The 15256-nt window shown below is 57.0% G+C and carries 12 protein-coding genes; 4 read left to right on the top strand and 8 right to left on the bottom strand.

The features are described from left to right. Positions 1-4: 4 nt before the first annotated feature. The 3 genes from mutL to tsaE form a co-directional block, all read right to left on the bottom strand. Positions 5-1894, bottom strand: a complete 1890-nt coding sequence (gene mutL / locus WEB54_RS11745; RefSeq protein ID WP_368055820.1) for a DNA mismatch repair endonuclease MutL — start codon at positions 1892-1894, stop codon at positions 5-7. A 214-nt stretch (positions 1895-2108) separates the two neighbouring features. Further along, positions 2109-3464, bottom strand: a complete 1356-nt coding sequence (locus WEB54_RS11740) for an N-acetylmuramoyl-L-alanine amidase (protein ID WP_368055818.1) — start codon at positions 3462-3464, stop codon at positions 2109-2111. A 43-nt stretch (positions 3465-3507) separates the two neighbouring features. Then, positions 3508-4005, bottom strand: a complete 498-nt coding sequence (gene tsaE, locus WEB54_RS11735; protein ID WP_368055816.1) for a tRNA (adenosine(37)-N6)-threonylcarbamoyltransferase complex ATPase subunit type 1 TsaE — start codon at positions 4003-4005, stop codon at positions 3508-3510. Positions 4006-4152: 147 nt separating this feature from the next. On the opposite strand from tsaE, the gene queG reads away from it, so the two are divergent. From queG to WEB54_RS11720, 3 genes are all read left to right on the top strand, one after another. Beyond that, positions 4153-5232, top strand: coding sequence for a tRNA epoxyqueuosine(34) reductase QueG (queG, locus tag WEB54_RS11730; protein WP_368053284.1), 1080 nt, complete (start codon positions 4153-4155; stop codon positions 5230-5232). A gap of 252 nt (positions 5233-5484) precedes the next feature. Further along, the gene (locus WEB54_RS11725) at positions 5485-6549 is read left to right on the top strand and encodes a BamA/TamA family outer membrane protein (protein WP_368053286.1); all 1065 of its coding nucleotides are present in this window, start codon (positions 5485-5487) and stop codon (positions 6547-6549) included. Between the two features lie 89 nt (positions 6550-6638). Continuing rightward, positions 6639-7484: an ion transporter gene (locus WEB54_RS11720; protein ID WP_368055867.1), complete on the top strand. Its 846-nt coding sequence runs from the start codon at positions 6639-6641 to the stop codon at positions 7482-7484. A gap of 199 nt (positions 7485-7683) precedes the next feature. Here the strand turns inward: WEB54_RS11720 and pobA are convergent, their stop codons facing one another. Next, positions 7684-8865, bottom strand: a complete 1182-nt coding sequence (gene pobA, locus WEB54_RS11715; protein WP_368053288.1) for a 4-hydroxybenzoate 3-monooxygenase — start codon at positions 8863-8865, stop codon at positions 7684-7686. Between the two features lie 191 nt (positions 8866-9056). On the opposite strand from pobA, the gene WEB54_RS11710 reads away from it, so the two are divergent. Next, a complete protein-coding gene (locus tag WEB54_RS11710) occupies positions 9057-9929 on the top strand; it encodes a helix-turn-helix domain-containing protein (protein WP_368053290.1) in 873 nt (290 codons plus the stop codon). Between the two features lie 105 nt (positions 9930-10034). Here the strand turns inward: WEB54_RS11710 and WEB54_RS11705 are convergent, their stop codons facing one another. From WEB54_RS11705 to WEB54_RS11690, 4 genes are all read right to left on the bottom strand, one after another. Beyond that, a complete protein-coding gene (locus WEB54_RS11705) occupies positions 10035-10850 on the bottom strand; it encodes a redoxin family protein (protein WP_368055814.1) in 816 nt (271 codons plus the stop codon). A 114-nt stretch (positions 10851-10964) separates the two neighbouring features. Then, positions 10965-11963, bottom strand: a complete 999-nt coding sequence (locus tag WEB54_RS11700; RefSeq protein ID WP_368055812.1) for a substrate-binding domain-containing protein — start codon at positions 11961-11963, stop codon at positions 10965-10967. Continuing rightward, on the bottom strand, positions 11953-14502 hold the full coding sequence (locus WEB54_RS11695) for a PAS-domain containing protein (RefSeq protein ID WP_368055810.1): 2550 nt from the start codon (positions 14500-14502) through the stop codon (positions 11953-11955). Before WEB54_RS11695 ends, WEB54_RS11700 begins: the two co-directional genes overlap by 11 nt. Further along, a complete protein-coding gene (locus WEB54_RS11690; RefSeq protein WP_368055808.1) occupies positions 14495-15223 on the bottom strand; it encodes a response regulator in 729 nt (242 codons plus the stop codon). The genes WEB54_RS11695 and WEB54_RS11690 overlap by 8 nt, the downstream gene beginning before the upstream one ends. Positions 15224-15256 lie beyond the last annotated feature (33 nt).

Genomic DNA, 15256 nt, shown 5'->3' with positions numbered 1-15256 from the left:
TCACCTAGCGCCCTCTCATGAAGAGTTTGTCCAGCTCATCCAGAGACAGCTGAGTCCAGGTCGGGCGGCCGTGATTGCATTGACCGCTGCGCTCGGTGCGCTCCATATCGCGCAACAAGGCGTTCATTTCGGGAATGGTCAGCTTGCGGTTGGCGCGTACTGAGCCATGACAGGCCATGCTCGACAGTATTTCATCGCGACGGGCGACAATCGCATCCGAGGTTTCATGCTCAATAAAATCGGCCAGCACCGAGCGCACCAATGGTTCGATGTCCGCCTGTTGCAGGTACACCGGGGTCTGACGCACGATCAGGGTTTCCGGACCCAGGCGCTCGATCACCAACCCGAACTGCACCAGCAAGTGGGCAAACTCCTCAGCGGCGTCAGCTTCGCGCTCACTGACCGAGAATTTCTGCGGAACAAGAACCGGCTGCGCCTGCAGACCTTGCTGGTCGTATTGGCGTTTCATGCGTTCGTAGGTGATCCGCTCGTGAGCGGCATGCATATCGACCACGATCAGACCATGCTGGCTTTGCGACAGAATAAAAATGCCGTGCAACTGGGCCACCGCGAACCCCAGCGGTGGCACATCACCATCGACATCGGGCAGAGGTTGGGCGGGCCGGTTTGAAGCATCAATAGACGCTCGTTCAGACGGCGATGATGCAGAAGCCGACGGATACAACGCCTGATAGAAGCCGATTTGATCGGCCACCGACGCGGCCTGCCCCCCTACTTCAGTCCGACCATAGCTGCCCGCTGCAGACGACGGCGGCGACATATCCATGCGCTGTTGCCCGCCAAATTCGCCCGCCATGGCACCCGTGGCCTGTGGACGAAAAGCCTCGTGCGAGGGCGACTGCGCCCGGGACGGATCGGTGTCTGCGTCCGGTCTCACCTGGGCCAACGCCCGGTGTAATTGCCGGAACAGGAAGTCGTGCACCAGCCGCTGATCACGAAACCGCACTTCATGCTTGGTGGGGTGAACATTCACATCGACCCCGCCGGGGTCGAGTTGCAGATAAAGCACAAAGCAAGGCTGGCGACCATGGTACAGCACGTCCCGGTAGGCCTGTTTGACGGCGTGCGAGATCACTTTATCGCGCACCACACGGCCATTGACGAAGAAATACTGCATGTCCGCCATCGACCGGGAAAAGGTCGGTAAGCCGACCCAGCCGGTCAGTCGCAAGCCGGCGGCTTCGGCCTCGATCACCAGGGCATTGTTCATAAAGTCGGGGCTGAGCAACTGTGCAACCCGACGTTCCTGCTCGGCCTGGGTCGTCGCCGGGCGCAGTGAGTGGATCGTCTTGTTGTTGTGGCGCAGGCTGAAACCGACGTCAAATCGCGCCAGTGCCTGGCGCTTGACCACTTCTTCCAAGTGATTATATTCGGTTTTTTCGGTGCGCATGAACTTGCGCCGTGCCGGGGTATTGAAGAACAGGTCGCGCACTTCCACCGTAGTGCCATCGGTATGGGCGGCCGGCAGAATTTCGGTATTCATATCCTGCCCATGGGTATTCACCTGCCAGGCTTCAGCCTGATCGGCCGGCTTCGAGGTCAGCATCAGCCGCGACACCGAGGCAACACTCGCCAGCGCTTCGCCCCGGAAACCCAGCGATGCAACCGCTTCAAGTTCATCCAGATTGTGAATTTTGGAGGTAGCATGACGATTCAGTGCCATCGCCAGATCGTCCCGGAGGATACCGGAACCATTGTCGCGAATACGCATCAACTTGACGCCACCCTGCTCAACCTCGACATCAATGCGTGTAGCACCGGCATCCAGGCTGTTCTCAACCAGCTCTTTCACCACCGAAGCGGGTCGTTCAACCACTTCACCCGCCGCTATCTGGTTAGCCAGCCGGGGAGAGAGCGTTAATATTCGACGCATGCAATAACCTTTAATTACTTAAGTTCCGGAGTTTGGTTTCGCTGTATTGCCAGGAGTCCGTGCCAGGCACCGGGGGTGCCTATCCGGGGTCGGCGTAAACCCGTCCATGGGGCCTAGACCGCAACATCCATGTTGCGGACTTCCCCGGATAGGCACCCCCGGCACCTGGACTCAGTTGGTTGCTAACGCCGATATTCGAGATTCTAACCCAAGACTAACCCTGGGGAATCAGAATCACCTGACCGATGCGAATGGCGGTGCCGTTCATCTGGTTAACTTCCCGCAACCGACTGACCGAGGTGTTATTGCGTGAGGCAATGCCCGACAGCGTATCGCCGCTGACCACCACATAGCGGCGCAACGTACCCACTTCGCGCTTTTGCCAGGCAACCCAGGTACCCGGAGGCGGATTACGCTCAAACCACCGAGTCACGCCCTGACGGATGGCCGTCGCCAACTGCCGGCGATACCCGGCCGACCCCAGGTTAGCTTCTTCTGTCGGGTTGGAAATAAAGCCGGTTTCAACCAGTACAGACGGCACATCCGGAGATTTCAACACGGCAAAACCGGCCTGTTCAACGCTGGCCTTGTGCATGCGCGCCACCTGCTTCATCTCACCGAGAATGTCACTGCCAACATCCAGACTGGAGCGCAATGTCGCCGTCATCGACAAATCCACCAGCACGGAGCGCAGAATTTCATCCTTGTCTTCCAGGCTGATGCCGTTCACACCACCGATAACATCGGCCGCGTTTTCCTGATTGGCCAGGTACCCGGCCATGGCGGAGGTCGCGCCGCTGGATGAAAGCGCAAACACTGAAGCGCCCGAGGCTCGGGGGTCGGTAAAGGCATCGGCGTGTATCGAGATAAACAGATCCGCCCGTTTCTCCCGCGCCAGCTCTCTGCGGCGCTGCAATGAAAGGTAATAATCACCGGTGCGCATCAGTACAGGTTCGTAGCCGCGCATCCCATCCAACTGACTGTACAACTCGCGGGCAATAGCCAACACCACGTCTTTTTCGCGCGTGCCCCGGCCACCAATCGCGCCCGGGTCTTCGCCGCCGTGACCGGCGTCAATAGCGATAATGATGTTGCGCTGCTGGTTCGACAGATCATCAGCACTGCGGCTCACCTGCCGCTCACTGGGCTCCATTGAAAGGCCCGGAGGCCGCTCAAGATCGAGCACCAACCGATGCCCATATTGTTCGTTAGGGCGCAGCGCGAAACTGCGCGGACTCAGCTGGGTCGACAAATCCAGCACCACGCGCAGCTCACCGCCATCGCGCTGGGCGCTGCGAATGCGTGATACGCCGCTGTTGTCCAGCGACAGCCGCGCCAAATCGGTACTCAGCGACACATCGCTGATGTCCACCACCACCCGGCTCGGGTTAGACAGCACAAACACCCGATGCTCGACCGGGCCGCTCAGATCGAACACCAGCCGGGTATTGTCTGGCGCGGGCCAGATACGGGCGTCTTCAATTTCAGCGGCCCAAACGCTACCAGGCACACTGACCAGACCCACCAGCACCAACAGGGGTACCGCCAGGCTCACAAACCACTGTTTCATTAACTGTCCCATTAATAATTGCATCGCGCCAGCCACCGGACCATCACAGCGCATGCCCGGCCAGCGGTAGGCTCAGATGATCTACAATGCGCTGCCCCGCAGCAGTAGCACCTTCAAACCTGAGCAGACGACCGTCGCTGCCATCGCTGGCCCCTGCATCGCTAAAATGTACCACGACATCCGCCTCAGGCAACACGCCAGCGCCGCGCTCGGGCCATTCCACTAGCCAGAGGGTATTGGGCAGCAGATAATCGCGTAGGCCCATAAATTCGAGTTCTTCGGCGTCGGCCAGGCGGTACAAATCAAAATGAACCACGGTTATTCCGTCGCACTCATAGGGTTCAAGCAGGGTATAAGTTGGGCTCTTCACCTTGCCCGCCCAGCCACAGGCTTGAATAACAGCACGGCTCAGCGTGGTTTTCCCCATGCCCAGCGTTCCATCGAGATAAACGATGCCACCGCCTTCGGCGCGCACGGCCGCTGCGACATGCTGGCCGACTGACGCCATGGCGATTTCATTAACAGTAATGGACAACACCATGCTCTGTTACTCCTTCGAACCCGGCCATTCCGAACACAAACACACAAAGTGTAACATCAAGGTGCCAACGGTGCGGAACCTATGGGTTGTCTATCGTCGGTTCTGGCCGCACACTTTACACCCTGTTTCCAATCTGGCCATCGTTGCATGCCCGCTAACACCCACAGCATTCCGAGTCTGGATCTGGTTCACCTGACGCAACACATCAAATCCGAAGCGGCCGCGCTAGGCTTTCAAGCGGCCCACATCGGCACAGGCACCACCGAAGCCCACCGCGAACGCTACCTGGCCTGGCTGGATGCAGGCTACCACGGCACTATGAGCTGGATGACCCGCAATCTGGACAAGCGCTTCGACGCGGCCGAGTTACACCCCGGCTCACTGCGCTCGATTTCCGTACGCATGGATTACCGGCCCGAGGGCGATATGCAGGCCGCACTGAACGACCCCAACCGGGCCTACATCTCACGCTATGCGCTCGGCCGTGACTACCACAAGCTGATGCGCAAGCGGCTCACCCAGCTGGGCAAAACGATCGAGACCTGGGTCGGTGAGCACGGTTTCAGGGCCTTTGTCGACAGTGCGCCCGTGCTGGAGCGCCAGCTCGCCCAGCAAAGCGGTATGGGTTGGCTCGGCAAAAACACCCTGCTGTTGAACCAGGAAGCCGGTAGCTACTTTTTTCTGGGGGAACTGTTTACCAATCTGCCTTTACCGCTGGACGCGCCTTTTGAAACCCGGCATTGCGGCAGTTGCACTCGGTGCCTGACCGATTGCCCGACTGAGGCCTTCGTTGAGCCCGGCGTACTCGATGCGAGCAAATGCATCAGTTACCTGACCATTGAACACAGCGGCTCTATTCCGGTCGAACTGCGCAGCAAGATGGGCAACCGCATCTATGGCTGTGACGATTGCCAGATCGTCTGTCCGTTCAACAGTTTCAGCCAACCCACCCGGGAGCCCGACTTTCAGCCCCGACACTCGCTTGACAACATCAGCCTGCTGGCCCTGTTCAACTGGGATGAAAAGACATTCCTGAGCAACACAGAGGGCTCGGCGATCCGCCGCATTGGCTATGAACAATGGCAGCGCAACCTGGCCGTGGCGCTGGGCAACGCACCGACCAGCGACTCGGTTGTAGATGCACTGCAACACCGGTACCCGGCATCGAGCCCGCTGGTTCAAGAACACATCCGCTGGGCGCTGGCGCAACATCATCACTCTGAATAGGTTGACCGGTACTCGAACAGATCGTACCGGCGGGGCTTCTGCTTGCACCGGCGCTTTTAGCGTATAACTCAACCGAACCACCAACTGCGATGAATCATTATGAGAGTACATCGACAAATAACCGCTTCTTCTGCAGTCACTTATGGAGTTCTACCCCATTCACTGGGGTTTCAGGGCACTTTTCACCTTTTCGCAGCCAGATTGGCTGGTTATAGTGGTGTTCATCACCGGCTACATTGAATCGAGTACCCAATGAAAATAAAAATCTTATCTCTGCTTACCCTGACGGCCGCCCTGGGCAGTGTTCAGGCCGAAAACCTGAAACCCGCCAACTGGGTGTTGCTCCCCGCCATCGGGTCCAGCCCGGAGACCGGCTTCCAATACGGCGCCTATGTCATGCGTCAGTTCGAACAAACCAGCCTGAACAAACCTCAGGACCGGCTTGAATTACTGCTCCAGGGCACGACCAAAAGCCAGTTCCAGGCTTATATCTGGCCCGATTTCTACGTTGCCGGCGGCGATTGGAACTTATATGGCACGTTGGGCGGCAAGTACTGGCCAACGCCTTACTATGAGCAAGGCAACGATACCGGCTTTGATGACGACGAGGAGATCTACGACCTTACCACCTTTGAATCCGAGTTCGGCGCGGCCTACCGGGTCACGCCAACCCTGCACATCGGCGGCATCGTGTTCGCCGACAACGAAACCATTAAAGACGATACCAGCGACCCTCTGCTGAGCGGCGACCAACGTGGCTATGAAGGCGGCTTTTACAGCGGTCTTGGCCTGACAGCCCGATGGGATACCCGCAACGACAGAGACTGGCCAACCGCAGGTAGCCAGGCCAGCATCACCGGCCGCCAGTATTTCGAATTCCTGGGCAGTGACAGCAATTTCGGCACCATCGAAACCGATGTTGGTCATTACATCGCCCTGGGCGATGACGTCATAGCACTGGGTGCCAATTATGACTTCGGCTGCAAAACCACCCCCTTCAGCCGTTTACCCCGGCCAGCCGGTGCAAGCACCTTGCGCGGCGCCAACGGCAACCTCTGGTCAGATCATCACTTGCTCGGGCTGCAATCGGAATACCGCATGACCCTGACCCAGCGTTGGGCTGTGACGGGTTTCCTCGACACCGCCCAGGTCGCCGGTGAATTGAGCGGACTCGGCGTCGACCGCTTCCATACCAGCGTCGGCGGTGGCATCCGTTATTCCACCATTGCCGATTCACGCTTTAACATCCGTGCCGATTTTGGCCTGGTCGATATGGAAAGCTTTGGCTTTGCGATCAGCGTTGGTGAAGCGTTTTAATGGGTCAGCGTCGAACAGACCGGTTTCACATTTTACCGCCACACGCAGACCGGGAGCGGTTACCTGAAGAAGAGGCTGCCCCGGAGCCGATGGCTCCGTGGCGACTGGCCCTGAACGACATTATTTTTGGCGCGGAATCAAAACCCGGTAAGCTGTTCGACGTGGTGCTGATTTTAGCGATTCTGCTCAGCGTGGCGGCCGTGATGCTGGAGACAGTCGGCTCGATCAATGCCCGATACCAGTCGCAACTGATTGGCATAGAATGGTTTTTCACGCTGTTATTCACACTTGAATACGGGATACGATTGGTCAGTGTTCGCCACCCGCTAAAATACGCTACGAGCTTTTACGGCGTTGTCGATTTGCTATCGATCATACCGACCTACCTCAGCTTGCTGATACCGGGTATCAATTCGCTGCTGGTGATTCGAATACTGCGCATTCTGCGCGTTTTTCGTGTGCTAAAGCTGATTCGTTACGTCAGCGAAGCCGAAATGCTGATGCAGGCGTTGCGCACCGGTAAACGCAAGATTCTGGTGTTTCTCTACAGCGTCGTTACCATGGTCGTGGTCTTCGGTACCTTCATGTATCTGATTGAAGGCCCCGAGGCCGGTTTCACCTCAATTCCCAAAAGCATCTACTGGGCTATCGTTACCCTCACCACCGTCGGTTACGGCGATATAACCCCCCTTACCCCGCTTGGCCAAATGCTTTCTACGGCGGTGATGATCACCGGTTACGCCATCATCGCGGTACCCACCGGCATATACACCGCTGAACTGGCCACTCATTTACGAACCCAGCGCGACAATCGCAGTTGCCACGGCTGCGGTAAAACCGGCCATGAGATCGATGCGGAATATTGTCGGTTCTGCGGGGAGGAGCTGGAGGATATGGAGGATATGGAGGATATGGAGGATATGGAAAAGGGTTGAGGGCGGTGGTTGCTTTTACCACCTATTGGATAGCACCTTTTGCCAGTGGTTCGCGACCGGTGTCAGGTACTCTACGGGAGGGACGCTGCAAGTACATCCATGTACGCTCGGCGGTCCGCATCCATGCGGACCCACGCCCTCCCGCAGAGTACCTGACACCGGTCACTGTTTCAGTGGTTACCTCTTATGTTGTTGTCAGTTACTCGACCTTCTCATACGGCAAGCCGACGTAATTTTCAGCAATCACCGTAAGCCCCGCTTCAGACCCTGTGAAGTAATCCAACTCAGCCAGCTGCATCTTCTGGTTAAAGGTATTTTCGTCGAACTTGTGCAGCATCGATGTCATCCACCAGGAGAAACGTTCGGCTTTCCAGATGCGGCGCAAAGCAATATCGGAGTATTTATCCAGCAACTCCGGTTTGCCATCGTGATAGGCCCCGATCATGGCGTGGTACAGCGTGTAGACATCACTCGCCGCCAGGTTCAGACCTTTGGCACCTGTCGGTGGCACAATGTGCGCGGCATCGCCGACCAGAAACATGCGGCCGAATTTCATCGGCTCGGCAACGAAGCTGCGCAACGGTGCGATGCTTTTTTCGATCGAGGGCCCCGTAACCAGCCGGGCAGCCGTATCTTCCGGTAAACGGCGCTTAAGTTCTTCCCAGAACCGCTCGTCTGGCCAGTCTTCGACTTTCTCATCCAGCTCTACCTGAATGTAATAACGACTGCGGGTACTGGAACGCATTGAGCAGAGTGCGAAACCCCGTTCGTGGTTGGCGTAAATCAGTTCATCGTCGACCGGCGGAGTATCGGACAGCACGCCCAGCCAGCCAAATGGATAGATGCGCTCATGAGTTTTCAGAACGTCTTTCGGCGCTGTTTTACGGGACACACCATGATAGCCATCGCACCCGGCAATGTAATCGCATTCGAGTGTTACCTGCTCGCCATTCTTGGTGAACGTCACCGTTGGTTTATCGGTATCGATGCCATGCAGGGCCACATCTTCGGCTTCATACACGGACTGGGCACCTGCCGCTTTGCGGGCATCCATCAGGTCTTTGGTGACTTCCGTCTGGCCATAGACCATAACGGTTTTGCCACCGGAATACTTTTTCAAATCAACCCGAGCCAGACGGTTATCGAATGACATGTGAAAGCCTTCATGCACCTGACCTTCCCGATCCATACGTTCATCGACACCCGCTTCACGCAGCAGATCCACCATACCCTGCTCCAGTACACCGGCACGGATGCGGCCGAGCACGTAGTCTTCGCTGCGCTGCTCGATAATGACGTTGTCGATGCCCTTGCGGTGCAGCAACTGGCCGAGCAGCAAGCCCGAGGGGCCAGCGCCGATAATTGCGACTTGGGTCTTCATGTTCAGTACTCCTGTTTGGGCGGTGTAGCACGCATTGGGAAGCGACAGCCAACGTTTTTATAGGCTGTGTTTTCTTATGCTGGTATTTTTAGTCGACAGAGAAGGCAAAAGAAGGAACAAAACAGGGTTTTTCTTGTACTTTTGATGGATATCTGGACAATTATCCATCAATTTACAGGATGAGCGCATCCATGGCCGAGCCAAAACCCATTCCCGTGTTCAAGCTCTATGGTGAACAGGCCGCCTGGCTGACGCCGGACTTGCTGCATTGCGAGGCCATTGCCGATCGCAGCCGCCTGCACGATTGGGTGATCAAACCGCACCGCCACCGGGGCTTGTATCAATTACTGTACTTGAATGCGGGCGATGCGGTGCTGCAACAGGATGCCCAGCAGTATCATCTCGACGCGGGCAGCCTGGTGATCGTGCCTGAGATGTCGATTCATGGCTTTGCCTTTGGGCCTAAGGCTGCAGGCTATGTGCTGACGCTGGCACATCCCCTGGTACACAAGCTGGCACAATCATTACCCGAGTTACACGCCTTTTTCAGCGAATTCGTGCGCCACCGCATCTCGGTGTCGCAACGGCGCAGCGATATCGAGCGGCTGTTCGAAATCATCAATCAGGAATACCAAAGCGATGGTCTGGGGCGGCAGGTATTGTTGGAATCTCTGCTCAGCAGCCTATTCGTCTGGCTGCTGCGCCAGGCCCGCCCGCAAGACACCCATGACACCCCCGCCGCCCAGGACCATTTCGGCCGGTTTAGCGACCTGATCGAAACGCATTTTCGAGAGTCCCGGGGCGTGGCTGACTATGCAAACAACATTGGTATCACGGCCAACCATCTGAACGCTGTGTGCCGCCAGGCGGTCAACAAGCCGGCACTGGCACTGATTCACGAACGCCAGATCCTCGAGGCCAAGCGACGACTGGTCTACAGCGGCCTGACCATCAACCAGATTGCCGATGAACTCGGCTTTTCTGACCCGGCCTATTTTTCGCGGTTTTTTAAGCGACTAACTGGCGCTACACCAAAAGGATTTAGGACTCAGGCAGGGACTTAAGGAGACACTTCTTGACAAGGGCTACGGCCATTGCGCTGCGAGGTGCGCCTTGTGGCAGAACGTTTTAGCTCGCGCAGAGCCCTGGGGGAGTTGTTCAGAGGCTCCTCAATCTTCCGGCAGTATCCTGACTAACCCCCGGGCAAGCGTTGCGCGTGATAACTCACCGGCGTGGGTGTCTTGCAGGGTGCCGCTGGCGTCGTAAAACAGCGTGGTTGGTAGCCCCCGGCTCTGAACTATCGTCGGTAATTCAGCTCGCAGGTCGTAATAGCTGTGACGCAGGTTCAGGCCCTGCTCACGAAGAAACGCCAGCCCCCTGGCCGGGCTCTCGGCCTGGTTGACGAAGATGAACGTTACCTCGGGGTATTCTTCCTGAGCAGCCTCCAGCACCGGCATCTCCCGCACACAGGGGCCGCACCAGGTGGCCCAGAGATTAACGACTCTTGGTCCGCCGGCACCGACCACAGCCAGGTTTTGCGGTTGGCCTTGCAGATCAACCAGTTCGAGCTCCGGCACATCGGCATTGGGATAACCCACCATCTGTACGCCACTCCAGATGCCGACCCAGGCAATTACGCCAGCGCTAACGGCAATGGCCAGTGGCTTGCGCACATCGGCATGACGCCAATACCAGTACGCCGCCATCAGCACCGTGCCTGCCAGGCCAAACCAGGGGTCAAAGCCGCCATCGCGGATATCGATCATGCCCAACCAGTCATCCCGGTAGAACTCGAAATAGCGCACGATAAACCCAAGGCGCGCCACAACCACCGTCACCAGGAAAATATCGCCGAGCTTTGAAATCACAGAACTGCGGGTACGGCGGCCCACCAGGCTACCGACGAGAATGGCAATCCCAAAGGCCAACATCAGCATGATGTAACCAATGGGCAGGCTGACGGGGCCGATAATTACAGAAGTCATAGAAAAGTGTTTGTCCTAATCAAGAGTGCCCTGAAAAAAGGCAGAGTATCGCGAAGCCTGTCCGAACAGCCCACTTGGCCGCAAAGGTATCGGTTGCCTGCCGCGAAAACAAGCTTAAGGCACGCTGGTGTTCTGATCGATGCCCGCACAATTTTGCCATTCGCAAAACTCATCCGTATTGTCGCGGGTGATCAACTGGACCGGAATGCGATGCTCCTGAGGTGTGTAATTACCGGTACGCAGCATCTGCAAACCGAATACAATCGCGCGAGCGCCCATCAGTTGTGGAAACTGTGCCGCGCTGGTGAGTAACGGCCCTTCTGATTCACGCAATGCAGCGGCAAAGGCAGGCGAACCATCCACCGAGGCGATCAGCAAATCGGTTCTGCCTTGCAGGGTCGCGGCGGCACTGGCACCCAGCGCCGCCGGATCATTAATGCTGAACACACCGTCCAGATCCGGATTGCGGCTCATCAGCCGGCTCATTGCTTCAATCCCGCCCACATAACTGGCGCCGCTGTTCTCCCGGTCTACCACTTCAACGTTGGTGAAATAATACAGGGCCGCCTGACACCCTTCCAACCGCTCGCTGATCGACGATACCGGCGGCCCGTCCAGCAGCGCAACCTTGCCTTTCGCATTCAACGCCCGCGCCAGGTGCTGACAGGCCCGGTAACCGGCGTCCCAGTTATCGGTGGTGATGGTGATCAAGGCGCCGCTGGCTTGAACATCCACCGCGATAACAATGTGCCCCAATGCCTGGAGTGCCTGAACCTCAGCACTCAGGGCATTAGGGTCGGCCGCCGACAAGACCACCAGTGACGGTTCTACAGCCATCAGTGAATTCAGTTGCTGACGCTGGCGCTCAACATCGTAACCACTCGACACCACCGTCACCCGGACGTGGTTGCCAAACCATTCCAGTGCAGTGCGGCGCACGCTTCGGCTGAGAACCTGGAAATAATCGTTGCCCAGATCATTTACCAGAATGGTAACCCGGGAAGGCATGGGCGTCTGGGCTACCAGGTGAACCGGACTGGCGAGCAGAACCAACAGCAACACTGCTGCCACGAGACTGACCCGCTGACTGAACCGCTTCTGATCAGGACTCACGTTGAAATACCTCATTCAATTGTGCCAGACGCACCGGCTTGGCCAGCAAACGATGATGCGGCTGCAAGCGAAAATACTGCTCCAGATGTTCTCGGGGCAGCCCGGAGGTCAGTACCACTGGCAAATCCGGAAAATCCAACTCCAACTGATTGGCCAGGTCTACTCCGCTGATCTCACCGCCCAGATTCACATCAGTCAGCACCGCGCCCAGTGTTTCATAATGCTCGGTCACCCAGGCGAGCGCCGCCTCGGCCGAACTGACCGCGCGCGTGCCAAACCCCAGATAATGCATGGCGTCATGCAAGGGCTGCAACACAGACGCATCGTCGTCCACCAGCAAAACGGTTTCACGGGGACTCAGCACCACCGGTGGTACAGGCACTTCGGCCCTGTCTTCCTGTTCAGGGCCATTCAAACCGGGACGGGGTAGAAACAGCCGAACGCGCGTGCCCTTGCCGGGCTGGGATTCCAATAACACATCCCCACCGGACTGGCGCACAAAGCCATAAACCAGGCTTAACCCCAGGCCGCTGCCCTGCCCGACGGCCTTGGTGGTGAAAAACGGTTCCCACACCCGGCGCATCACCTCGGGCGACATGCCGCTGCCAGTGTCTGACACCTGCACCTCAATTTTATCGGTTACCTGGTGTCCCGTTGCGCGTACTTTTAAGGTTAACTGACCACCGTCCGGCATGGCGGCACTGGCGTTGATGGCCAAGTTCAGCAAGGCGTTTTCAAGTTGCGACGGATCGATCCAGGTTTCGGGCGCATCATCGTCCAGATCCAGCACCACATCGACATTGGGGGCCACACTGTATTCGATCAGATCCACCATGCCTTCTATTAAGGCGGGCACATCCACCCGTTCCGGGTGCAGATGCTGGCGCCGGGCAAAGGCCAGCAAACGCTCAACCAGATGAGTACCCCGCTCGGCGATGCCCATGGCGCGTTCTGCGTAAGTGCGGTCTTTATCGGTGAGCCGGTCGGAGGTGTGCAGCAATTGCAAATTACCCACCAGCGCCGCCAGCAGGTTGTTAAAATCGTGAGACACGCCACCGATCAACTGACCCAGCGCTTCCATTTTCTGAGACTGTTGCAACTGACTTTCAATCGCCCGGCGGTCGGTCATGTCTGTATACAGCGTAACAAAACCACCGTCAGTCATCGGCTGGCTGCGAAACTCGATTACCTTGCCGCTGTCGTACTGGCGTTCAAACAAGTGCGCTTCCCGGGCACGCAGATCGTTGATGGAATCCATATCCAGCAATTGACGGTCTAGGCTGTAATTCTTGTGCGGGTACTGATTCATTAATTGCTGCACATCGCGCAACGGCATACCGATGTAAATATCCTGGCCATGCAGTTCAAACAACTCCAGATAACGCTCGTTCCAGGCCAGTAAATGCTGGTCACTGGAAAACACACTCAGGCCGTCGTTAATGGTATTGAACACGGTCTCCAGCAGACGTTTCTGCGATTCCAGATCACCACTGAGACGAACCAGATCGAGTGAGGCCCGACGAAACACACCAAAAGAGCGAACCAGGTCGCCGATTTCATCCTTGCGTTCGATCACCAGCTCCCGCTCTTCGGTACTGCCGTCGGCCAGTTGCGTCATTTCATCGGTGACGGTTTTCAGATCCCGGGTCATACGGGACATAAACCAAAACCCTTCAAGCAACGACAAAAACGCCAGCAACGAGACCAGCATAATGCCCAGTCGGCCACGCTGAACGGCGGCGGTAATTTGCTCCCGCTGGCTGGCAATGTCTTCCTGAACCCGGGCAACAAACCCCTGAACAGACTCGGTCAGGCGTTCAGACTCGGCACGAATACTGGCAAACAGCAGGGTTTTCTGAGCATTAACACGGGCACGCTCCTGCAGTTTATCGGCACTGGAATTCACCAGTTCGCGCAATATCGGCAACACACCCGGCTCCAGCGTTATTGCTTCCAGGCTGTTCAGGGTGGCCTGTCTGACCGTTTCTATCTGATGTTCGGCCTGGTACGGCTGGGTAAAATCCGCTTGCAAAAACTGGGTGTAAACCGCCAGCGAATTTGAGCTTTGAATGCGATCGTTACCCGGTTGCATGAGTTGCCGCAACCACTCACTCAGTTCGAACTGAATCGCGCGAATGTCTTCACGAATAAAAAGCTCTACTTCAACCACGTCGGTCAGTTGTTGAAACCGATCGTTCAACGATTGAATCTTTTGCTGCATCTCGGTTCGAAACGCCAGATCTGTAATGGTCAGAACCCGGTTTCTGAGCAGGTCAAAACGGTCTTCCAGCTCCCTACGTTCAGCCTGTAACTGAAACGGTACGGCTGACTCGCCAATGTAGGGTCCCAGCGCTGCAATTTGAGCCGCACGCTCGGCCAGGCCAAGAATCACCGAGACATTGACCAGTGTCTGGCTTTGTACCTCATTCGCCGTGCGTTCGGTTTGCTGCAGTGCCCACCAGCCAACAATACCCAGCCCCAGCGTCAGTGCCGCCATCATTAAAATGGTGACCCGCGAACGCTGGCGCAGATTAGTCAAGCGGCGTTACCTCGGCGGCAAACAAATAGCCGACGCCACGCTCTGTGCGAATGTACTTGGGTTGACGTGGGTTGGGTTCTATTTTCCGGCGCAATCGCAGAATCAGGACATCAATGGTGCGGTCGTAAACCGTTGCATCCAGCCCCCGGGATTGCTCAATCAGTTGCTCGCGAGTCCAGATCCGCGACGGGGATTTGATAAAGGCTTCCAGCAAATTGTATTCAGCATAAGTAAGATCTACCCGTTGCCCATCCGAGTTGGTCAGTTCGCGCAGGTTATAATCAAGCATCCAGCCTCCAAAGCGCACACCTTGGCGGACTTGAGCCGGTATTTCCGGCGCGGCGTTCAAGGCTTTCGCGCGCCGCAGCAACGCATGAATGCGGGCCATGAGTTCACGCACATTGAAGGGTTTCATCAGAAAGTCGTCAGCGGCCAGCTCCAGGCTCAGAATCCGGTCTACATCGGTGCCTTTACCGGTCAGCATCATGATCGGAATGTCACTGGTCGCGCGCAGATCCCGGGCCAGTTGCAGACCATCTTCACGCTCCAGCTTCAAGTCGAGAATCAGCAAGGCGATGGGGTACCGGTCCAGTGCGGCCATCATTTCCCGGCCGGTGGCAACCGCGTGCACCGCGTACCCGACGCCCGAAAGGGCGTCGCTCAGCATCAGCCGCATGTCGGCATCGTCATCTACGATTAGAATGTGCAGCGGCTGTGTCATGGTTTAGCCTGTCCTGATAATTAAGTGACCAGC

Origin of the sequence: Saccharospirillum sp. (assembly GCF_040881935.1) — a bacterium.
Classification (GTDB): domain Bacteria; phylum Pseudomonadota; class Gammaproteobacteria; order Pseudomonadales; family Natronospirillaceae; genus Saccharospirillum.
The sequence above is the reverse complement of the archived record's forward strand: the minus strand, read 5'-3'. Positions and strand labels throughout refer to the sequence as shown.